This window comes from Pantoea sp. BRR-3P (genome assembly GCF_039621635.1).
GTDB lineage: Bacteria > Pseudomonadota > Gammaproteobacteria > Enterobacterales > Enterobacteriaceae > Pantoea > Pantoea floridensis.
In genome coordinates, this window is record NZ_CP155066.1 from 3603732 (window position 1) to 3625500 (window position 21769).

The following is a 21769-nucleotide window of genomic DNA, read 5'->3' on the forward strand; positions in this document are numbered from 1 at the left end:
TAATATCCTTTAGTCCCGTTTGATTTCAAAAAATGGTCGCATGAAGATTCGCCACATCGAATTTTTAACTTTGATCAGCAAAGGTCTTTTTTTCCTGATCTTATTCACTGTTACTTTTCGTAATTCCCTTATAACTTTTTTACGCTCTAATTCTGCTTCACAATGCCAGATTGTCGATTCATAGCTTAATTCTGATAAATGACCGACTGCAGGCACTACCGCTTTAATATCGACAACGCCACATTCAATCAGGTAAGTCCAGCGATCGGCTTCGAGCCACACTGGATTCATAAAATCATATAATTTTTTTGCTGCAGAAAGATTAATGATATAAGCATGAGCAAGGGCAGCCTGACTGACCGTCACTAATTTGTGTTCACTGTCAGAGATTTTTTTACCACCACGTAAATATTTTCTCACGTCACTTAAAAGATACAGTGTTGGATGGTTAGGTATGTTTGCTACTAGATAACTAATAATATCACATGAGTTATCATCAAACTGAACGTCATCTTCTAACACTAATGCGACATCGATATTCTCGCTTAGCATTTTTTGGTATACACCTTGATGACTTAATGCACATCCGATCTCACTTTCCGTTAATCCAGCAGATAATTCTGGATGTGTCTGATCCTTAATATCCTGAAGAGAGAGTAAGCGGCCATCAATTGCATTGAATACTTCTGCCTGCAGACCGATATTCTGGCACTGATTCAAAGCATGGTTCTTTCTTGCTGCATATTTTTCTAAATTGATGATAAAAACTTTCATCTAATCCTCAGAAACATGATGATAAATTACAAGTACATACATTGATTTATTTTTTTAAGAAGGGAATTTTACACGAAACACAACGATTTTCAGCTCATTTTGCTAAAACCATTCGCTAAATGATGTAAGAAAAAAGCGAATTTTCGTAGAAGTTTACGGAGGCGGGTTGGCTTTTTAGCGAAAGCCAGACATGTGGCCCCTCTCCCTGACGAGAGAGGGGTAAAGAGAAGGATTATTTCGTCGCGAACTGCGCGTAGTTATCAGGCGTAATGGTTTGATAGGGCACCCAATTAAACGTCTGCACCTTTTGCTTCTCCAGCAGCGCCTTGGTCACCTGCACCGCGCCCGTTGCCTGTCCTTTGGCATCCTGGAAAATGGTCAGCGCCATTTTGCCGCTCTTCACAAACTGCTGTCCATCTGGCGTGCCATCGATGCCGGCGACCAATATCTTCTCATTCTTCGCCTGATTGAGGGCCATGATCGCGCCAATCGCCATCTCATCGTTATTCGCCGCGATGGCGTCAATCGGCCGCTGGTTCAGTAGCCAACTCGACACCACATCCACCGCTTCGTTGCGCTGCCATTTGGCGCTCTGCTTCTCAATCACTTTCATATCTTTGTATTTGGCGATCACCGCTTCCACCGCGCGGGTACGCTCACGCGCTTCTTCATTTGACAGCGCGCCCATTAGAATCGCCACGTTGCCTTTGTAATTCATCTTCTTCGCCAGCGCTTCCATCTGCATTTCACCGCCCAGCGCCGAGTCAGAACCCACATACGCCATATCAGCCGGCAGCTTCACTTCCGGCTTACGGTTGACAAATATCAGCGGGATACCGGCATTTTTCGCGGCGGTGATCATCGGCAGCACGCCCTGCGTATCCACCGGATTGAGAATAATGGCGTCGACGCCCTGGTTAATAAAATCATCCACTTGCTGCACTTGTAGCGCCACATCGCCTTTGGCATCCACAAATTGGCTATTAAGCTGGTTAACTTTCAGTTCCGCCTCCATCTGGGTACGCAGAATCGAGACAAAGTTGAGATCGAAGTTGGCCAGCGCCACGCCAACGGTAAAGGTTTTGGCGCTAACGCTCATACTGAGCAACAGCGAGCACACACAAAGAATCACATTTCTGATGTTCATGGGATAGTCCTGTAGGGTTGAGATATTATTTTTGCTTTCAACGGCTTGCTTCACGCCGGGTAACAGGCAAATACCCGGCGCTGGAACACTTAAAGGGAAAAATGGTCGCGGAACTGCTGTAGCGCGGCGGTGCTGTCGCCGCTCGCCCACCCTTCCAGCGCCACGGTGCCTTCATAGCCTTCAGCGCGCAGCGCTTGGGCGATGGCGCGGTAGTTAATCTCACCGGTGCCCGGCTGCTGGCGTCCTGGCACATCCGCCACCTGAATCTCGCCAATCGCCGCGCCACAACGGCGAATCAACGCAATCAAATTCCCCTCGCCGATCTGCGCGTGATACAGGTCGAGATTCATCTTCAGCGCCGGACTGTTAACGGCCTCCACCAGCGCCAGCGTATCGGCTGCCAGCGCGAACGGCGTGCCGGGATGATCAAGCGCTAAATTGAGGTTCTCCAGCGTGAAAACGCGTCCGGCACGTTCGCCCAATTGCGCCACCTGGCGCAGCGTATCCGCCGCTTTCAGCCACATGGCGCCGGTGACCACGTCGACCGGTTTAACCGGCAATCCTTTATCATCCAGCCCGGTACCGTGCAGGTTCAGCACCGGACAATTCAGACGCTCGGCCACCGCCAGCGATGCTTCAGCGCTTTGCAGCAGCTGCTGGATTTCATCGTCATCGGTCAGGTTGCCGCTGAGATAGCCGGTCATTGAGGTGAAACGTGCGCCAGTCGCCGCCAGCGCATCAATGTCTTTATTGGCCCAGCCCCAGATTTCAACGCCAAAGCCCAGTTCATGAATACGCTGCACGCGCGCAATGAACGGCAGATCGAGAAACACCATTTCGGCACACACCGACAATTGATAACCTGCCATTAGCGACCTCCCAGCATGATCGGCTGCTGCTGTTGCACTGACTCGATACAGGCCAGCGCAATAATCAGCGCGTTACGCGCATCTTCACCGGTGGCACGTGGTGTTTCACCATGGCGAATGCAGCGGGCAAACTCCGTCATCTCTGCAACATAGGCTTCGCGCAACAGGTCTGAATCCATGCGAGACGTTTCGATGGCGATGCCATCCTGGTGATAACGTACACAGTGATTGGCGTTGATATGCCCAGCCTGCAACATGCCTTTGCTGCCAAACACTTCGCCGCGCACGTCGTAGCCGTACACCGCCTGGAAGTTGGCTTCGGCGGTGGCAATTGCGCCGTTATCGAAGCGGATGGTGACCACCGAAGTATCCAGCAAGCCTTTCTCTTTAAAATCCGGACGCACCAACGCATCGGCCAGCGCATACACTTCCACCGGTTTCGCCCCCGGATTAAAGTGCAGCAGCGTGTCAAAATCATGGATCAACGTTTCAAGGAAGATCGTCCACTGCGGGATGCGAGAAGGATCGTGCAGACCCGGATCGCGCGTTAGCGATCGGCTCAGCTGCGTGGTGCCATTCTCACCCGCTTTCACGGCCGCGATCGCTGCGGCAAAGCCCGAATCAAAGCGACGGTTGAAACCGACTTGCAGCACCACGCCAGCACTTTTCGCGGCAGCAATGGCGCGGTCGGCCTCATCCAGCGTTACCGCCATCGGCTTCTCACAAAAGACATGCTTGCCCGCTTCAGCTGCCGCGATCACCCATTCAGCGTGGGTGCGCGCCGGGGCAGCAATAGCGACCGCATCAATCTCCGGGTCCTGTAATAGCGCATGGAGATCGCTATACGCTTTCGCTACGCCGAGTTTGTGAGTCAGGGCTTCAGCCGCGCCAGGTTGCGGATCGCCTACCGCTGCCAGAATCGCCCCCGGCACGCGCCAGGCAAGGTTTTCTGCGTGGAAGCTGCCCATGCGTCCGGCGCCAATCAGGCCTACGCGCACGGGTTTAAGATGAAATGTCATAACCTATTCCTTTTTATTTTGGAGGAGCTCATTCGAGCGCAGGGATGTGCGTTATGTACTGCAAAGGCAATGCCAACTGGAACAGGGCTGATTATGTGAGACGTAACACAGATAGAGCTCACAAACTGGCAACAAAATTTACATGTCAACTTCACATGTCAATAAAATGGACATTCCGAAATAGAGGAGGATGCCGCATGCGTGCTAGTGAGCGTTTACCTTTCAAAGATGAAAGCGACCCGATCTTCAGCTTGCCGGACAGCGCGGAGGTTGGGGAGTGGGATACCTTGCTATGGCAGGGCTGGCACAGCTTTGAGCGCGGTGAACAGCCGGGTTGGATGCGGCATAGTATTTTGCAGTCGTGGCAACGATCGCGTCAGCGCGCCATCGATCCTGCCACGTTTAGCTACACCTCTCCGCCTGCTGACGAGCTGGCGGCAATCCTTGAGCAGAACGCCGAGTTGATCCTCGCAGCACGCAGCATTATGGAGAACCTGCTGGCATATAACCCAGACGGGCACATTAACCTAACCGATGCGCAAGGCGTGACGCTGCATTTTTGCGGCGCAGATCTTACGCCGGTCGGCAGCATCCTGCGCGAAGAGGTGCTCGGCACCAACTGTACCGCGCGCTGCCTGATCGAACAGCGTCTGGTGTATGTACTGGGCGGTGAAAACTGGAAGCTCGACCTGCGCAAACGTCATCGCCAATGTGCTGCCGCACCGGTGCGCGATGCCAGCGGCCAGCTGCTGGGCGTATTAACGCTCACCGCCACGCCCGACAATTTCAACGCGCACACGCTGGGTACCGTGCAGGCCGCAGCGGAGGCGGTAGGTCAGCAATTGATACTGCGGCGCTTGCTGGCTGAACAGCAGTCGATCCTCGAAACGCTGAATGAAGGCGTGATCGTCTGCGATCGTCATGGCCGCATTAAAACCCTCAATCGCTATGCGCGGCAGATCTTCAGCGGCCTCGATCCGCAAGCGGGCACCATCGATGCGCTTTTACAGCCGCAGGGGGGATCGCTGCTTACCATGCCCTTCTGCAATGACCGCGAGCTACAATTTATCCCGGACGGCGCAAACCCGATTTCCTGCCTGATTTCGCTGATGCCGGCCCCCGATGGCGGCCGCGTGCTGTCGCTGCGCGAAAATCAACGTATTCGCGCCATTACGCGCCGCGTGATGGGCGTGAGCGCCAGCTACACATTTGAAATGATTCGCGGCCATGCGCCGCGCGTGCAGCAAGCGATTCACAAAGCGCGCGCCAGCAGCCGCACCGACAGCACCGTGCTGCTAACCGGCGAAAGCGGCACCGGCAAAGAGCTGTTTGCCCAGGCGATCCATAACGCCAGCCCGCGCCAGCAGGAACCGTTTATCGCGCTGAACTGCGGCGCACTGCCGCGAGATTTGGTGCAGAGTGAACTGTTCGGCTATGTCGATGGGGCGTTTACCGGCTCGCGACGCGGGGGATCCGCAGGCAAGTTTGAGCTGGCGGATGGCGGCACTTTGTTCCTCGATGAGATTGGCGAGATGCCGCTGGAGGCGCAAACCAGCCTGCTGCGCGTATTGCAGGAGGGTGAAGTGGTGCGCATCGGTGCGGCGCACCCGCTCAAAGTCAACGTGCGCATAATCGCCGCCACCCACTGCAATCTGCTGGATGCGGTGGAGAAAGGCGCCTTTCGCCGCGATCTCTACTATCGCCTGAACGTGATCTCTCTGGAGATCCCGCCGCTGCGTGAGCGTCAGGAGGACATTCCCGGGCTGGTGAATACCTTTATTCAGGCGCTTTGTACCCGCATGAAACGTATTGCGCCGCAGCTTTCTACGGAAGCCATGGCCTGCTTACAGGCATGGCATTGGCCCGGCAACGTGCGCGAGCTGGAGAATCTGGTGGAACGCATGGTGAACTTGTGCGAGGGCCTGGAGATTGATCGCCGCGATCTGCCGGAAGAGATGATGCAGCACGGCGTGCCTCCGATAAGTGAATTGAGCTCGCTACAGGAGAATGAGCGCCAGCATGTGTTGCAGGTGGTGCGCGAGCAGAAGGGCAACCTGCGCCAGTCGGCCCAGCTGCTGGGGATTTCGCGTACCGCGCTGTATAACAAACTGCATCACTGGCAGGTAGATGTCGCTGGGTTGCGGCGCGGGTAAGGCGCTGAGGTGAGGGAAAAGCAATAACTGTTACAGCGGCGACCAACGTTTTTCCGGGGCGCATCAATGCGCCCCTGACAAAAACCGATCCGTTTTGCGTAGGGTGCACATTACTGCGCACCCTTTGACAGGCCGCACACATCCCATTAAATCGCAGTTTCGTTTTCCAGCTTCTGCCGTTTGCGCAGGTGCGGGAAAATCGTCATCCATACGCCCACCACCACCAGCGTGCCGATGCCGCCAATCGCGGCAGCAGGCACCGCGCCAAAAAAGGCCGCCAGCAAACCCGATTCAAACTCGCCGAGTTGGTTTGAGGTATTAATGAAAATGGCATTGACCGCGTTAACGCGACCGCGCATCTCATCTGGCGTATCCAGCTGCACCAGCGCACCGCGAATCACCATGCTCACCATATCGAAGCCGCCCAGCGCCGCCAGTGCGATCACTGATAGCCACAGCTGCGTCGAGAGCGCAAATACCAGCGTGGCTACGCCAAAACCGGCCACCGAGCCGAACATAATCATGCCGACATGCTTTTCCAGCTTGTGACGACTGAGCCATATGCCCACCAGCAGCGCGCCGACTGACGGCGCACCGCGCAGGATGCCCAATCCCCACGGCCCGGTGTGCAGAATGTCCTGCGCGAAAATCGGCAACAGCGCGGTGGCACCGCCCAGCAACACAGCAAACAGATCGAGTGAAATCACGCCGAGCACATCTTTGCGATCGCGGATAAAGCGCACGCCGGCAAACAGATTTGGCAGGTTCATCGGTAAACGCGCCTGAGGTGGACGTTCATAGCGCAGTCGGCTCACCAGCACAATCGAGAAGAGATAGAACAGCGCCGAGACGCCATAGACCACTTCCGGTCCAGCTACATAAAGGAAGCCTCCGAGCGTTGGGCCGATAATCACCGCGGCCTGGCCACCCACCGAACTGGCGGCCATTGCGCGCGCCAGGATCGGCGGCGGCACCAGCGCGGGCAGCATTGAGGTGATGGCCGGCCACTCCAGTGCCTTCGCCACTGAGATCAGGAACACCAATCCCCAAATCTCAAACTTCCCTGCCCAGTTAATGAGGGTTAACGCAACAAGCCCAAGCAGGGCCAGCCACTCAATGAATTGTCCGAGCAACACAATTCGGCGGCGATCGTGCTGATCGGCCAGATGACCCGCGGGCAACGCCAGTAGCACAGAGGGAAGAAACTGCATCAGGCCGATCATCCCCAGCGCCATTGCACTGTGGGTTAAGGCATAGATTTGCCAGCTGACCGCCACCGAGAACATTTGAAAACCGAAAGATGAACAGGTGCGTGCCAGCCAAAAGGCGACAAAAGACCTGTGCCGCAGCAACGAATCCTCTGCTGAACTCATAGATATTATCCCATCCTAAATAATGACGTCGGTTAGCGTCGTTGCACCAACCTGGTGAAAAGCCACAGAATGGCTTCCGCTTTATTTTTCAGGGCACAGAGTGCGGCATCTTCCTCAGCCAGGCAATGGCTAGCCGTGCTGTTTAAAAACAGAAGGTTACCGCTAAATTAACTAAGTATAGAGGCCACAATATTAGCACACTGATGGTTTTCAATTGAAAATATCCAAAAAATTCCAGATATTCCAATAACGCTATTATTAGCGCTATCACGACCTATATATCTCTCTATCAGTGACAGTTAAAAAAGCTGAACTTTATAAACTAAACGGTTTATATTGTCAGCGCTATGATTTCTACCGACTCCCGTCCTTATAATAGATAAGACGTTCCAGCTAATTAATTTATTCACAGAGATAAATGGAAAACAGTTCTTATAATCCTTATGTTACTGAGCGTATCCGTCGTTTTGACGGCGCGCTGACTGGCGTGTGTTATTCAGCACCCTTTATGCATTGCGAACAGGAAAGCACAGCATCACTTAACGGACATAACATAATTTCGCTGCATAATCAGTTGCCGGATACACCCGAATTAATAATTATCCCGCTAACCGGAAATAACCTGCAGAGTTTTTTACAATCGCCACAAAATGATTCCAGCCTGCACGCTAAAAATGTACGACTGGCAATCAATTACGCTGATTTAGTTCAAAGAGATAGTGAACTGCGGCAAGTAAGTGAACGTTTCTCTTTCTGGCTTTATGATTTGGCGCTACCCGGCACCTGCTGGAAGAATATCGCCGCCTTTCCTTTTAGCGGCGTTGTACTCACTGAGGAATTTTTTAACGATAATTATCTCAAGTTCAGCTTCCCATTCCTGCTGGAATCGTTTCGTGAAAGAGAAGCAGAAGTGATATTACGCGCGCCGCAACTCATGCTGCCTGCGGTGCGCTATAGAGAGCTGAATGTGAGCGGCTGGCAGGAACAACGTACCAGCAGCACACTGTTTGAAGGGTAAACGTTTACACAAAATTTTGCCCTGAGGCGTTATGGCCCTACTTCCCCGGACATAGCGTCTCAATTCCCTCATAAAATGTCGTACTACTTGCCCTCTACGAGTGCAAAGCACTAAAAATATCAAACCCATTAACGTTTTTAAGATAAAATTTAACGCAAAGGGATCATATCGCCGCACGGAAAGCGCCGATCGAACAGGTTTCGTTATTTCGTACTCTATGTCGGGAAGCAGCCCAACGCGTTGTTTCCTTTTTAGTTTTTTATGGCAAAGAAAGAGGTCAATATTATGGGGAAAGCTTCCTCATCTTTTGGCGTAATCCGTTTTCTCACAGTGCTTTTTGCACTGCTGACAGGCGCGTTTATGCTGGTTGGTGGCGTTTGGTTAGCCGCCATTGGAGGTTCCTGGTACTACGTTATTGGCGGTGTGATCATGTTGATCACCGCTGTTCTGCTGTGGCGCCGTAGCGGCTCAGCACTTCTGCTGTACGCATTGCTGCTGTTGGCAACGCTGGTGTGGGGCGTATGGGAAGTCGGCTTCGACTTCTGGGCGCTGGCGCCGCGTACCGATGTGCTGGTGATCTTCGGCATCTGGCTGATTCTGCCGTTTGTTTATCGCGGTTTGAACCAGCCGAGCAAAGGTGCATTGGGTCTGATGGCCGTCGCACTGATTGCCAGCGCACTGGTGCTGGCGTGGGCGGTATTCCACGATCCGCAAGAGCTGAATGGTGAAATCCCAGCAGCGGCAGCCAATGCCCCGCAGGCGCAGCCGTTAAGCAACATCGATGATGCTGACTGGCCTGCTTATGCACGCGATCAGCAAGGCACGCGTTTCTCACCGCTGAAGCAGATTAATAGCGGCAACGTGAAAGAACTGCAGGTTGCCTGGCAGTTCCAGACCGGCGATATGAAAACCCCGAACGACCCGGGTGAGATTACCGACGAAGTCACGCCAATTAAAATCCGCGACACGCTTTACCTGTGCTCGCCACACCAGATTCTGTTTGCGCTGGATGCGAAAAGCGGTAAGCAGAAGTGGAAATTTGATCCGGGCCTGAAGCCAAACCCAACCTTCCAGCACGTTACCTGCCGTGGCGTTTCTTACCACGAAGTGCCTGCTGCGGCCGATGCGTCTAACACCCAACCTGCGCTGTGCTCACGCCGCATTTACCTGCCGGTAAACGACGGTCGTATGTTTGCGCTGGATGCGGAAACCGGTGAACGTTGTGCCGCCTTTGGCAACAACGGTGAACTGGATCTGCAGCACAAGCAGCCGGTATTGACCCCAGGTCAATATGAGCCGACCTCTCCGCCAGTGATTACCGATACCACCATCGTGGTGGCCGGTGCGGTGACCGATAACTACTCAACCCGTGAGCCGTCTGGCGCCATTCGTGGTTTTGACGTTAACACCGGTAAACTGCTGTGGGTATTCGATCCGGGCGCGAAAGATCCTAACGCGATTCCAGGTGATGAACACACCTTCACCATGAACTCACCGAACTCGTGGGCGCCGGCGGTATACGATCCGAAACTGGATATCGTTTACCTGCCAATGGGTGTGTCAACGCCAGATATCTGGGGCGGCAACCGTACTCCAGAGCAGGAGCGTTATGCGAGCAGCGTGCTGGCACTGAATGCTACTACCGGTAAGCTGGTGTGGTCGTATCAGACCGTGCATCACGATCTGTGGGATATGGACCTGCCGTCTCAACCGACGCTGGCCGATATCACCGATAAAGATGGCAAAACCGTCCCGGTCATTTATGCGCCGGCGAAAACCGGTAACATCTTTGTGCTGGATCGCCGTACCGGTGAGCCGGTTGTCCCTGCACCGGAAACCCCGGTTCCACAGGGCGCCGCTAAAGGCGACCACGTAGCGCCTACGCAGCCGTACTCCGAACTGACCTTCCGTCCGAAAAATAATCTGACGGACAAGGACATGTGGGGCGCGACGATGTATGACCAGCTGGTGTGCCGCGTGATCTTCAAGCGTCTGCGCTATGAAGGTCCGTTCACTCCGCCGTCTGAGCAGGGTACGCTGGTGTTCCCGGGTAACCTGGGCATGTTCGAATGGGGCGGTATCGCGGTTGATCCACATCGTCAGATTGCGATTGCTAACCCAATGGCGCTGCCGTTTGTCTCTAAGCTGGTTCCGCGCGGTCCGGGCAACCCGATCGAGCCGCCGGCTGACGACAAAGGCGGTTCAGGTACTGAAACCGGTATCCAGCCACAGTACGGCGTTCCGTACGGCGTGGAGCTGAATCCGTTCCTGTCACCGTTTGGCCTGCCGTGTAAGCAACCGGCGTGGGGCTATGTCTCAGCGGTTGACCTGAAAACTAACGAAACCGTGTGGAAAAAACGCATTGGTACGGTACGCGATAGCGCGCCAGTGCCAGTACCGTTCAAAATGGGTATGCCAATGCTGGGCGGCCCAATCACCACAGCCGGTAACGTGTTCTTCATTGGTGCTACCGCAGATAACTACCTGCGTGCGTTCGATACCAACACCGGTGAAATGCTGTGGCAGGCGCGTCTGCCAGCGGGCGGCCAGGCAACGCCGATGACCTATGAAGTAGATGGCAAGCAGTACGTTGTTATCGCTGCCGGCGGTCACGGTTCGTTTGGCACCAAGCTGGGTGATTATGTGATTGCCTATGCACTGCCAGATGCGAAGTAAGTTTTCGCATTGAAGTAATGAGAAAGGCGGACTGTGAAGTCCGCCTTTTTTGTAGGGTCGCCATGAATGGCGACCGTACGGTTAACGTTTACGCAGCACCCGTGCGTTTAACAGCGCACACAGCGCCATGATTACGCAGGTCGCCAGGAACACCGGGCGCATGCCAAATGCACCACCGATAAAACCGCCGAACAGCGGACCTGAAACCTGGCCGACATACTGCGCCGAGGTGGCATAGCCCAGCATCTTCCCTACCTGCGACTGCGGTACGCTGTGACGAATCAACGCCGTGACGCACGGCATCAAGCCACCCAGCGCCATGCCCATCAGAAAACGCAGCACCACCAGTTGCCAGGCTTCACTGATAAATGCCTGCGGGATCAGCAACAGCGCGCACGCTATTAATCCATACACCAGCACGCGACCATGTCCAACCCGGTCGGCCAGCTTTCCTAAACGTGGCGCGGAAAGAATGCTGCCGAGCGCCGCTGCCGCCATCACCAATCCGGCAGTGACCGTTACCGCGTGATCGCCGCTGACAAACTGGCCGATGTACAGCGTGATAATCGGTTCAATCGACATATTGGCGAAAATCAGCAACATACCCGACAGCCACATCAAGCGCACTACGGGCAGATTCAGCGACTTTTCATCGTCGGCTGCGCTCTGCTGTGTTTTTTTGCCAGCAGCACGTGGCACCTCTTTCAGCAAAAAGGTGGTCGCCAGGAAGGCGAGGAAAATCACCGCGCCCGTCAACCAGAAAGTATGGCGAATGCCAATCAGCGGCGGCAATAACCCGCCCAGCAGCGGCCCCACCACGTTACCGGCCATAATGCCGGACGATAAAATACCGAGCGCCCAGCCGGTTTGCTCTTTCGGCGTTTGCGCCGCCACCAGAATGGTCGATCCTGAGGCGTAGCCGCCAAGTAACCCCGCCAGCAAACGCAGCGCCACCAGCTGCCACGGCGCGGTGGCCATGCCAATCAGCGACATGGCAATCGCCATGCCAAGGCTGGCGCGGATTAACATCAGTTTGCGACCATAGCGATCGGCCAGCTTGCCCCACAGCGGCGCGGTCAACGCGGCGCTGAGGAAGGTGGCGCCATAGGCCGCTCCTGACCAGCGCGCAATCGCCGCCGGCTCCTGCACGCCGAGCTGTTGCACGTAGAGCGGCAGAAACGGCAACAGCAGCGTCATCGCCACGATGGTGCTGAATGAACCCAGCACGCAGACCACTAAATTTCGCTTCCAGTGTTGCTGTTCGGGCGCTAACGCGATTGGAGGTTGTTGCATGGTGATATCCCTGTTTTTTGCTTTTTTAGCAGGCTAACAGTGACTTCTGGCAGAGAACAGCGTTGCAGTGATAATTGCCAGGCAGCGCAATATTGTTGCCAGCAAACAACAATCAGCGACTGCCGAGGGCATTAATTAGCGCCTCGCATAATAACGTTACCGGTGAGGAGGGCTGCGGCTGCTCTTTCAGCAGTAGATAACTGTGCAGGCGATCCATCTGCCACTCCGGCAGCACCTGCTGAATTTCACCGCGCGCCAATGCTTCCTGCGTCATATAGGCCGGTAGATAAGCGATGCCCGTGCCCGCCAGCGCGGCATTCAGCAGCGCCATGCTGTTATTGGCGCGGAAGCGACTGCGCACATCCAGCGCTAACCGCTGCTTATCACGCCGAAACGGCAGCGCTGCGGTATGCGCCGGTCCGTGAAACAGCAACAGATCGTGGCGCATCAGACGTTCGGGATGGTCGATAGCTGCGTGCGCCGCCAGATAATCCGGCGTGGCGTACAAGCCCCAATCGATGCTGCTGAGTTCTCGAAAATTGGCCGCATCAGGCGCGCGCGCGCGAATCACGATCGCCACATCGGCACTGGGTTGCGGATCATCAAGGGTGGTGAGGTCAAGATCGACATTGATATGAATATGACGACGAATAAAGTCATTGAGCGTCGGCACCACGCATTGGCAGCCATAGGTGATCGGTGCTTGCAAGCGCACGTTGCCCGCCGGTAATTGATGCACCTGCTGCACAAACGCATCGGCGCGATGCATTTCTGCCAGCATACGCGTACAAAACGGATAGTAAGCCTGGCCGAGCTCCGTCAGCACCACTTTACGCGTGGTGCGCTGCAGCAGCTTGATACCGAGCCGCACTTCCAGCCGGGCCACTTCACGGCTGACGTGAGATTTGGAGACGCCTAAAGTACGAGCGGCTTCACTAAAGCTTTGCCGTTCCACTACGCGTGCAAACAGCATCATGGCGGTGAGATTGTCGCTGTTATCCATGTTCTCTGGTGGGCTAGATAAGTGAGAACCGTAGATTAAAAGCTAAACCAATAATAAGTCCATCGCCGCACATTTCGTAGCGGCGCGATTTATCGCACGTATCAATGGCGCCTGATTGCCCATCCAGATATTGCGCAATGAATTGCGCCGCTACGAAGCGTGCTCTGAGAAATATCGGAATAAGTATTTCAACTCGCCATCGCCAGTGGGAACAGCAGCCGATCCGGCTCAACGCGGCGCTGACGGCGCAGCTGGCCTGGCGTCACAAGGAAATAATTTTTAAATGTACGGGTATAAGCCTGCTGCGTATCAAAACCGTAGCTCATCGCCACCTGCAAAATTGCTTCGTCACTGTTGATAAGCGTGAGTGCTGACTCAGTCAGCCGGCGCTGGCGAATGTACTCTGCCAGAGAAAACCCGGTGTGCTGACGAAACAGACGTTGCAGATGCCAGCGGGAGTATCCCGAGCGGCGTGCTACTTCATCCAGATGCAAATCGTGTCCTAAATTATTTTCTATCCAGTCCAGCAAACTACGGATAAATTCGCGCTGATTCATGGGATTCTCCTGCTTTGACGATATGTCCAGTGCAGCTACTGTAGCGCGTTAAATTTATCCCTTAATTAGCGGAAAATTAGCGCAGAATTAGCAAGGCAAAAAACAGGGTAATTCTGCGCTAAGAAAACAACGGTAAACTGCGCTCAGTTAAGTTGGAGAACATCATGCGTGTGCTGCTGGTAGAAGATGACGAAATGATTGGCGCCAACCTGCAGCAAGCGCTGGAAGCGGCAGGTTGGTCGGTGGATTGGGTGCGTGATGGCGTGTTTGCCAGCAATGCCTGGGCCGAAGGCGGCTATACCTGCGTGTTATTGGATTTGGGCTTGCCGCGTGAAGATGGCCTGCAGGTGCTGCGCCGTGCGCGCACGCGCGGTGACATGACGCCCGTGCTGGTGCTTACCGCACGCGATACCGTGCAGCAACGTATTCAGGGGCTGGATAGCGGTGCGGATGACTATTTGCTGAAACCCTTTGATCTGCAAGAAGTGCTGGCGCGCATGCGCGCCATTACCCGACGTCGCCACGGTGCGGCGGATTCCCTGCTGGGCAGCGGCGACGTGCAGATTGATATCATGACGCGTGAAGTCCTCTACAAAGGCCAGCGCGAGCAGCTTACCGCGCGCGAATATGCCCTGCTCTACGCGCTTCTGGAGCGCCCGGGCGCCATCCTGTCGCGCGAGCAGTTAGAGAACCGTATTTATGGCTGGGGCGAAGAAGTGAGCAGCAACGCCGTTGATGTATTAATTCACGGCATGCGCCGTAAGCTGGATAACGAAGTGATCCGCAACGTGCGCGGACTCGGCTGGCGAGTACCGGCAATATGAAACCTTTCACCTTTATGCGCTCACTGCGTAACAAACTGCTCGCCACGCTGGTGATTCTGCACCTGGCGATGATCGGCGGCGTCACCTGGTATTTCTATCACTGCTACGGCGACATGATGGGCACCATGAAGGACGATCAGCTTGCTAAGATCGCCGATGCCTGGTCCAGCAGCCAGCGTATGCCCGCCTTGATGCCGATGGTGATGAATACCGAAAAGCTGAAAAGCACCTACATTGTCCAGCTGTGGGACACCAATAACCGGCTGCGTGCCAGCTCGTGGCCCGATCTGCATGCCCCCTTGCAAAGCAAAAATGGCTGGCACGACCTGAAAGTGGGTGATTGTGGCGATGACTGCGAATGGCGCGTCTATACGCGTCCCGGCGAATTGGGCAGCGAAATTGGCAATATCCAGGTGCTGCACAACATCGGCTACATGAAAAGCATCATGCTGAAGCGGGCGCTCTCCGCCATCATTCCGTTGGTATTAATGATGCCGCTTTCGCTGCTCGTCATCTGGCTGGTGGTACGCGCCATCACGCGTGATTTACGCGTTGCATCGCGTCAAATCGCCGCCCAGGAAACGCTGCATCCGCATACGCTATCTCCTGATGGCTTGCCGGATGAAGTGCTGCCGCTGGTGGCGGCTTACAACTCGTTGCTGGATAAGCTGCGCACGGCATGGTCGTCTCAGCGCCAGTTCCTTGAGGATGCCGCCCACGAGCTGCGCACGCCGGTGACCGCCGTGACCTTGCAGCTGGAAAATCTGCGACAACACATTCAGCCGGGAGAAGCCAGTCGCCAGTTCGATCAGCTGGAAGCGGGCGTCACCCGGACGCGTCATTTGGTCACGCAGCTGCTGAACATTTCGCGCCAGGAAGATCAATCGGTGGTTGCCACGGTGGAAGCCATCGAGTTGGACAGTCTGCTGAAAGAGAGCATTGAGCAGCTGATGGTGGTGGCCGACAAACGCGGTATTGATATCGGCTTCAACGGCACAGCGCACTATCGCCTGCACGCCAGTCGCTCTGATTTACGTAGCCTGTTCGATAACCTGATCGGTAACGCGATGCTGCATACGCCGGAAGGCAGTTTGGTGGATGTGCTGCTGCATCGGGTGGGGAATCATACCGTGGTGGATATTGTGGACAACGGGCCAGGTATGGCGGAATCCTTTATCGAACGCGCTTTTGACCGCTTTACCCGTTCGCCTGATGCGCAGGCGCAAGGCAGCGGGCTGGGCCTGTCGATCGTGCGCAGCGTGGCGCAGAAACATCAGATGCAGGTTGCGCTGTCGAATCGACGTGATGCGCAGGGCCAGATTGCCGGGCTGCAGGTGCGCGTTACCCTCCCCTGATTCCCCTGGTGCGCATGAATGCGCACCCTACAAAATCCATTTCTCAGACGAACGCGACAACGTAAACGGTTGCGGGGTTCCGTTCGCCGCACGGCTTATTTGTGATAATGATCACATTTTCAGTGAATCGAAATGCAACACTTTTTGACAAACGTGATCAAAATCTATTTTCTATGCCTCTGTTACAGGCACATTACGCGGGCTTGAAAATCTGGCGCTTGAGACCGGATCCAACAACACACTGCCCATCCCTGGGATCGACTTCACCCGATCGCGGCACAAGACCGGCGATCACAAGCATGTGGTTAAAATAATGAAATATAACTCGTTGATAGCAGGCGCCTTATTGGCCACTAGCTTGACTGGCGCAGCACAAGCGGCAGAAAGCGATCCGCAGTATCTTTCCGATTGGTGGCATCAAAGCGTTAACGTGGTGGGCAGCACGCATACCCGTTTTGGACCCCAGTTTAATAATGACGTGTACCTCGAATACGAAGCCTTCACCAAAAAGGATTGGTTCGATTTCTACGGTTACCTCGATCTGACCAACTTCTTCGGCGTGGGCAATAGCAACGCCAATGGCGTGTTTGACCACGGTTCACCGATGTTCATGGAAATTGAGCCCCGTTTTTCGATTGATAAACTGACCGGCACCGATCTCTCATTTGGTCCGTTCAAAGAGTGGTATTTCGCCAACAACTATATCTATGACATGGGTCGCAATAGCGATAACCGCCAGAACACCTGGTACATGGGTCTTGGCACCGACATCGATACGCACAGCGATATCGGCCTGTCGCTCAACGTCTACGCCAAATACCAGTGGGAAAACTACGGTGCGGCAAACGAGAACAGCTGGGATGGTTATCGCTTCAAGGTGAAATACTTTGTGCCGATTACCGATCTGTGGGGCGGCAAGCTGAGCTACATCGGCTTTACCAACTTTGACTGGGGTTCCGATCTGCGTGATGAGTCCGATCGTTCACGCACCAGCAACTCCATCGCTTCCAGCCACATTCTGTCGCTGAACTACGATCACTGGCACGTTTCTACCGTGGCGCGTTACTTCCACAACGGCGGCCAGTGGGCTGACGGCCAGGAGCTGAACTTCGGCAACGGCCCGTTTGAAGTGAAATCAACCGGCTGGGGTTACTACCTGGTGGTGGGTTACAACTTCTAAGGTGTTGAGGGTTTCCCCTCACCCCAGCCCTCTCCCGCTCGCGGGAGAGGGAGTAATTAGGCTCGATCGGTTCCCTCGCCCACTTGTGGGAGAGGGTTAGGGTGAGGGCCAGCGCGCACCATCCCACTCAAACCTGTGGCTTATACGCATTCACCATCCACGGCACGCCGAATTTATCGGTAAACATCCCAAAACCGTTGGCCCAGAACGTTGGAGCCCAGCTTTTGGTGACGTTACCGCCCGCCGACAGCGCATCAAACCAACGCTTCCCTTGCGCTTCATCCGGCGTGGATAAACTCACCGAGAAACCGGCATATTCCGCCTGCGGTGCGCCATCACTCATCATTATTTCGCCCTGCCCGATACGCACATGCGCATGCATAATCTGCTCGGGTGAAAAGCTCACGCCTGAAGTGCAACCTTCATCCTCCACCGGCGTTTCATCTGGCATATCGCCATAGGTCATCTTAAACAGCAGCTCGCCGTCGGTAGCCGCAAGGTAGAAGGCAATCGCCTCTTCGCAGCGGCCGTTGTAGAACACATACGGGGTAACTTGCATGGTCTGTACTCCATTAAGGGAACGCCAGATGCAAGTGTAGTGCGCATTATTTATACCGTTGCGAGCCAGGACGCACTCTTACCTTTGCTGACAATGGCGGCGGAACAGCTGCGCCATATAGGCACTCATCGGCGTCAGGGCAGCATCTTTGCGCTGGATCAGATAGAACGTGGCTTTCGGCAAGGGATCGTCGAGCTCCAGCGAAATCAGCTGACCGCCGTGCGTCGGATCTTCAATCACATCGCGCGAGATAATACTGACGAAGTCGCTCTGCGCCACCAGACTGGTGCAAGCCATAAAGGTTTCGCAGGTCACTACAATTTGCGGTGCCATGCCGCGCTCGCCAAACAGATCGTGCAGCAGCCGATAGTAGCTGCCCTGTGGCGTTGGCATGGTCCAGTCGCAGTGTTGTAACTCGGCCAGCGAGCGCGCGTGCGCCATCGGATGGCCTTTACGCATCACTACCTGATAGTCGCGCTCCATCAAGCGTTCAAAAATTAATTCCTGATCGAGATGATTTTTTTCGTAGGTATTGATGGTGAAATCCAGCTCGCCCTGGCGCAGTTCCTGCACCATCGATACCAGTTGGCCTTCAACAATGCGTACCTTTACCAGCGGATACTCGCGATGAAACTGCGTGATGACATGCGGCATGATGGTGCGCGCAATACTGCCGCCCACGCCAATATTCACGCGCCCGCCCGCCAATCCCAGCCGCTGCTGAATATCCTCCTGCGCCACCCGCAACTCTTCCAGCACCAGGCTGGCATGCTGGAAAAAGTTATCACCGATGTCGGTCAACGTGACGCCCTGCTGGCGCCGTTCAAACAGCCGTGCACCCAGCGTGAGCTCCAGTTCCTGAATCGCTTTGGTGAGCGCGGGCTGCGAGAGCCCGGATAAACGGCTGGCGGCACGAATACTGCCCTGCCGCGCCACGTCAACAAAGGCGCGCAGCTGATGAAGTTTGAGGTTCGCAGACATGTTTGAAGTGATAACCGTTGTTTATCAGTAGCAAGATATTCGCATCTTATGCGCTCCAAAACCATTGTGTAGATTCGAGTGAATGCATAAAAAATCAACACAAAGGAAATGCCGATGAAAACCCTGTCCGAACGTGTCAACGCCCGCGTGCCGCAGATGCAGGCCTGGCGGCGCGATCTGCACCATTTTGCCGAATCAGGCTGGCTGGAGTTTCGCACCGCCACCTTAGTGGCGGAGGAGCTGCATCGTCTTGGTTATCAACTCAAGCTCGGCCGCGAGGTGATCGATGCCGACGCGCGCATGGGATTGCCCTCCGATGAGGTGCTGGCGCAACAGGAAGCGCGCGCGCTGGAGCAAGGTGCGCTGCCGCAGTGGATCACACACTTCTCCGGCGGATTTTGTGGCGTGGTGGCGACGCTGGAAACCGGTCGTCCGGGCCCGGTAATGGGTTTTCGCGTGGATATGGATGCACTCGATCAAAACGAAAGCCGCGCAAGCGATCATCTGCCGACGCGCGAAGGTTTTGCCTCCTGCAATCCCGGCATGATGCACGCGTGCGGTCACGATGGCCACACCACCATCGGCCTGGCGCTGGCGGGCGTATTAATGGAGATGAAAGATCAGCTGAGCGGCACGCTTAAAATCATCTTTCAGCCAGCTGAAGAAGGCGTGCGCGGCGCCAAAGCGATGGTCGCCGCGGGCGTGGTGGATGATGTCGATTTGTTTACCGCCATTCACCTCGGCACCGGCGTGCCTGCCGGTGAAATCGTGTGTGGTAGCGACAGCTTCCTCGCTACCACCAAACTCGATGTCACGTTCACCGGCGTGGGCGCGCATGCCGGCGGCAAACCGGAAGAAGGCCGCAACGCCTTGCTGGCGGCGGCGCAGGCCACACTGGCGCTGCACAATTTGCCGCAGCACAGCGGCGGCGTGGCGCGCGTTAACGTCGGCGTATTACAGGCAGGCTCCGGACGCAACGTGGTGCCCGACTACGCGCTCATGAAGGTGGAGACGCGCGGCGCGAGCAACGAGGTCAACGACGATATCTATCAGCAGGCGCTGCGCGTGATCGCCGGTGCGGCCGCAATGTACGGCGTTGAATACGATGTGAAGCTGATGGGCGGCGCACGTAGCTGCACGCCAAGTCAGCCGTGGGTGGCATTCATCCACCAGCAGGCCGAGGCGCTGGGCATTTTCACTTCGGTGGTCGATACCAAACAGCAGGCGGCCGGATCCGAAGATGCCACCTACATGCTGGAGCGCGTGCAGCAGCGCGGCGGCCAATCCTCCTATGTGATTTTCGGCTGCGCACTGGCGGCGGGTCATCACAACGCCAGATTCGATTTCGACGAAGCAATCATGGCTACCGCAGTACAGACGCTAGCAACGCTGGCACTTAATCAAGCCCAGTTTGGAGGTCAACGATGAGCCACAGCGAATTTATTGATCACTATATCAACCACCATCAGCCGCGTTTTACTGCCCTGAGCGATGCCATTTGGGACGTGCCGGAAACCCGCTTTGAAGAGACGCAATCCGCCGCGCTGCTGGCCGATGCGCTGGAACAGGAGGGCTTTGCCGTGGAGCGTGGCGTCGGCAACATCGACACCGCGTTTGTTGCCAGCATCGGCAGCGGTAAACCGGTGATCGCCATTCTCGGCGAGTTTGATGCGCTAGCCGGTTTGAGCCAGCAATCGGGCTGCGCCACGCCGCAGCCGCTGGTGGAGAACGGTAACGGTCACGGCTGCGGCCACAATCTGCTCGGCACCGCCGGTTTAGCCGCCGCCTTCGCCATCAAAGCCTGGTGGGCAGAACACGGCCAGCGCGGCACGCTGCGCTTTTACGGCTGTCCGGGCGAAGAAGGCGGTTCCGGCAAAACCTTTATGGTGCGGGAAGGCTTGTTTGACGATGTGGACGCGGCAGTCACCTGGCATCCCGAAGGCTTCAGCGGCATGTTTAACCTCAGCACGCTGGCCAATATTCAGGCGGCTTTCCGCTTTAAAGGCGTGGCGGCGCATGCGGCTAACTCGCCGCATTTAGGGCGCAGCGCGCTGGATGCGGTGACGCTGATGAACACCGGCGCTAACTTCCTGCGCGAGCACATTGTTCAAGAAGCGCGGCTGCACTATGCGGTGACCAACACCGGCGGTGTCTCCCCCAATGTGGTGCAAGCCGATGCCGAAGTGCTGTACCTGATTCGCGCGCCGCAGCTCGATCAGGCGCAGGATATCTATCAGCGCGTGATTAACATCGCTAAAGGCGCGGCGCTGATGACCGACACGCAGATGACGGTGCGCTTTGATAAAGCCTGTTCCAATTACGTGCCGAATCGCGCGCTGGAAAGCGTGATGGAGCGCTATTTGCATCAGTTTGGTTTGCCTGACTACAGCGAAGCGGAGCAGGCGTTCGCCGCTGAGATTCGTGCCACGCTGAGCAAAGACGATCTGCGCAACGCGCGTCTCAATGCGGCACGCACCGGCGGTGAAGCGGGCGTCGCCTGGACCGACGCGCTGGGCGATAAGATTCTGATGGATGAGGTGGCGCCTTATGCGGTCACGCGTGAGCTGCTTTACGGCTCAACCGACGTTGGCGATGTGAGTTGGGTGACGCCCACCGCGCAGTGCTTTGCGCCCTGCTTTGCTTTCGGCACGCCGCTGCACACCTGGCAGCTGGTCGCGCAGGGCCGTACGTCTATTGCGCACAAAGGCATGTGCCTGGCGGCCAAAGTGATGGCCGCCACCGCGTTAACCTTGTTGCAGGATGACGAGGCGCTGGCGCGCTGCCGCGAAGAGTTCCTACGCGTGCGCCGCGAGCAGCCTTACGTCTGCCCGATTCCAGCAGATGTCACACCGTCGAAGTTGAAGTAACAATGCGATATCCCGGTGCGCATATATGCGTCATCAAAGTTCGTGCGATTCGTAACACGGTGCGCATAAATGCGCACCCTACGAATCCCGTAGGGTCGCCATTAATGGCGACCTGAGCACT

The 21769-nt window shown here is 55.6% G+C and carries 18 protein-coding genes; 8 read left to right on the top strand and 10 right to left on the bottom strand.

The window, feature by feature from the left end:
- Positions 1-9: 9 nt before the first annotated feature.
- The 4 genes from AAGR08_RS16745 to AAGR08_RS16760 all read right to left on the bottom strand — a co-directional run bounded on the left by AAGR08_RS16745 (position 10) and on the right by AAGR08_RS16760 (position 3809).
- The gene (locus AAGR08_RS16745; protein WP_345827397.1) at positions 10-774 is read right to left on the bottom strand and encodes a glycosyltransferase family 25 protein; all 765 of its coding nucleotides are present in this window, start codon (positions 772-774) and stop codon (positions 10-12) included.
- 232 nt (positions 775-1006) lie between these two features.
- Positions 1007-1921, bottom strand: a complete 915-nt coding sequence (locus AAGR08_RS16750) for a substrate-binding domain-containing protein (protein WP_345827398.1) — start codon at positions 1919-1921, stop codon at positions 1007-1009.
- Between the two features lie 89 nt (positions 1922-2010).
- Entirely contained in the window at positions 2011-2790 is a 780-nt protein-coding gene (locus AAGR08_RS16755; RefSeq protein WP_345827399.1) for a TIM barrel protein, read from the bottom strand.
- A complete protein-coding gene (locus tag AAGR08_RS16760; protein ID WP_097095164.1) occupies positions 2790-3809 on the bottom strand; it encodes a Gfo/Idh/MocA family oxidoreductase in 1020 nt (339 codons plus the stop codon). Before AAGR08_RS16760 ends, AAGR08_RS16755 begins: the two co-directional genes overlap by 1 nt.
- Before the next feature lie 197 nt (positions 3810-4006).
- On the opposite strand from AAGR08_RS16760, the gene AAGR08_RS16765 reads away from it, so the two are divergent.
- On the top strand, positions 4007-5962 hold the full coding sequence (locus AAGR08_RS16765; RefSeq protein ID WP_345827400.1) for a sigma 54-interacting transcriptional regulator: 1956 nt from the start codon (positions 4007-4009) through the stop codon (positions 5960-5962).
- A gap of 146 nt (positions 5963-6108) precedes the next feature.
- On the opposite strand, the gene AAGR08_RS16770 is transcribed toward AAGR08_RS16765, so the two are convergent.
- Positions 6109-7335, bottom strand: a complete 1227-nt coding sequence (locus AAGR08_RS16770; protein WP_345827401.1) for an MFS transporter — start codon at positions 7333-7335, stop codon at positions 6109-6111.
- Positions 7336-7753: 418 nt separating this feature from the next.
- On the opposite strand from AAGR08_RS16770, the gene AAGR08_RS16775 reads away from it, so the two are divergent.
- Together AAGR08_RS16775 and AAGR08_RS16780 are read left to right on the top strand one after the other, a co-directional pair.
- Positions 7754-8353, top strand: a complete 600-nt coding sequence (locus tag AAGR08_RS16775; RefSeq protein WP_345827402.1) for a hypothetical protein — start codon at positions 7754-7756, stop codon at positions 8351-8353.
- 285 nt (positions 8354-8638) lie between these two features.
- Positions 8639-11029: a glucose/quinate/shikimate family membrane-bound PQQ-dependent dehydrogenase gene (locus tag AAGR08_RS16780; protein ID WP_345827403.1), complete on the top strand. Its 2391-nt coding sequence runs from the start codon at positions 8639-8641 to the stop codon at positions 11027-11029.
- A gap of 81 nt (positions 11030-11110) precedes the next feature.
- On the opposite strand, the gene AAGR08_RS16785 is transcribed toward AAGR08_RS16780, so the two are convergent.
- From AAGR08_RS16785 to AAGR08_RS16795, 3 genes are all read right to left on the bottom strand, one after another.
- Positions 11111-12322, bottom strand: coding sequence for an MFS transporter (locus AAGR08_RS16785; RefSeq protein ID WP_345827404.1), 1212 nt, complete (start codon positions 12320-12322; stop codon positions 11111-11113).
- Between the two features lie 112 nt (positions 12323-12434).
- The gene (locus tag AAGR08_RS16790; protein WP_097095169.1) at positions 12435-13325 is read right to left on the bottom strand and encodes a LysR family transcriptional regulator; all 891 of its coding nucleotides are present in this window, start codon (positions 13323-13325) and stop codon (positions 12435-12437) included.
- Positions 13326-13513: 188 nt separating this feature from the next.
- Positions 13514-13882: a helix-turn-helix domain-containing protein gene (locus AAGR08_RS16795; protein ID WP_007888509.1), complete on the bottom strand. Its 369-nt coding sequence runs from the start codon at positions 13880-13882 to the stop codon at positions 13514-13516.
- Positions 13883-14046: 164 nt separating this feature from the next.
- Between AAGR08_RS16795 and AAGR08_RS16800 the strand changes: the two genes are divergently transcribed.
- From AAGR08_RS16800 to AAGR08_RS16810, 3 genes are all read left to right on the top strand, one after another.
- On the top strand, positions 14047-14706 hold the full coding sequence (locus AAGR08_RS16800; protein ID WP_007888511.1) for a response regulator transcription factor: 660 nt from the start codon (positions 14047-14049) through the stop codon (positions 14704-14706).
- Positions 14703-16061 carry an ATP-binding protein gene (locus tag AAGR08_RS16805; protein ID WP_345827405.1) on the top strand — a complete coding sequence of 453 codons (1359 nt, stop codon included), beginning with the start codon at positions 14703-14705 and terminating at the stop codon, positions 16059-16061. Before AAGR08_RS16800 ends, AAGR08_RS16805 begins: the two co-directional genes overlap by 4 nt.
- Before the next feature lie 313 nt (positions 16062-16374).
- Positions 16375-17241: a nucleoside-specific channel-forming protein Tsx gene (locus AAGR08_RS16810; protein WP_097095171.1), complete on the top strand. Its 867-nt coding sequence runs from the start codon at positions 16375-16377 to the stop codon at positions 17239-17241.
- A gap of 127 nt (positions 17242-17368) precedes the next feature.
- Here AAGR08_RS16810 and yjdN read toward each other — a convergent pair whose 3' ends face one another.
- Both yjdN and AAGR08_RS16820 read right to left on the bottom strand, forming a co-directional pair.
- On the bottom strand, positions 17369-17800 hold the full coding sequence (yjdN, locus tag AAGR08_RS16815) for a VOC family metalloprotein YjdN (protein ID WP_345827406.1): 432 nt from the start codon (positions 17798-17800) through the stop codon (positions 17369-17371).
- A gap of 78 nt (positions 17801-17878) precedes the next feature.
- Positions 17879-18781 carry a LysR family transcriptional regulator gene (locus AAGR08_RS16820; RefSeq protein ID WP_097095173.1) on the bottom strand — a complete coding sequence of 301 codons (903 nt, stop codon included), beginning with the start codon at positions 18779-18781 and terminating at the stop codon, positions 17879-17881.
- A 114-nt stretch (positions 18782-18895) separates the two neighbouring features.
- On the opposite strand from AAGR08_RS16820, the gene AAGR08_RS16825 reads away from it, so the two are divergent.
- Positions 18896-20209 (top strand): amidohydrolase, encoded by a 1314-nt coding sequence (locus AAGR08_RS16825; protein WP_345827407.1) that lies wholly within the window; start codon positions 18896-18898, stop codon positions 20207-20209.
- Positions 20206-21648 carry a M20 family metallopeptidase gene (locus AAGR08_RS16830; RefSeq protein ID WP_345827408.1) on the top strand — a complete coding sequence of 481 codons (1443 nt, stop codon included), beginning with the start codon at positions 20206-20208 and terminating at the stop codon, positions 21646-21648. Before AAGR08_RS16825 ends, AAGR08_RS16830 begins: the two co-directional genes overlap by 4 nt.
- Positions 21649-21769: the final 121 nt, after the last annotated feature.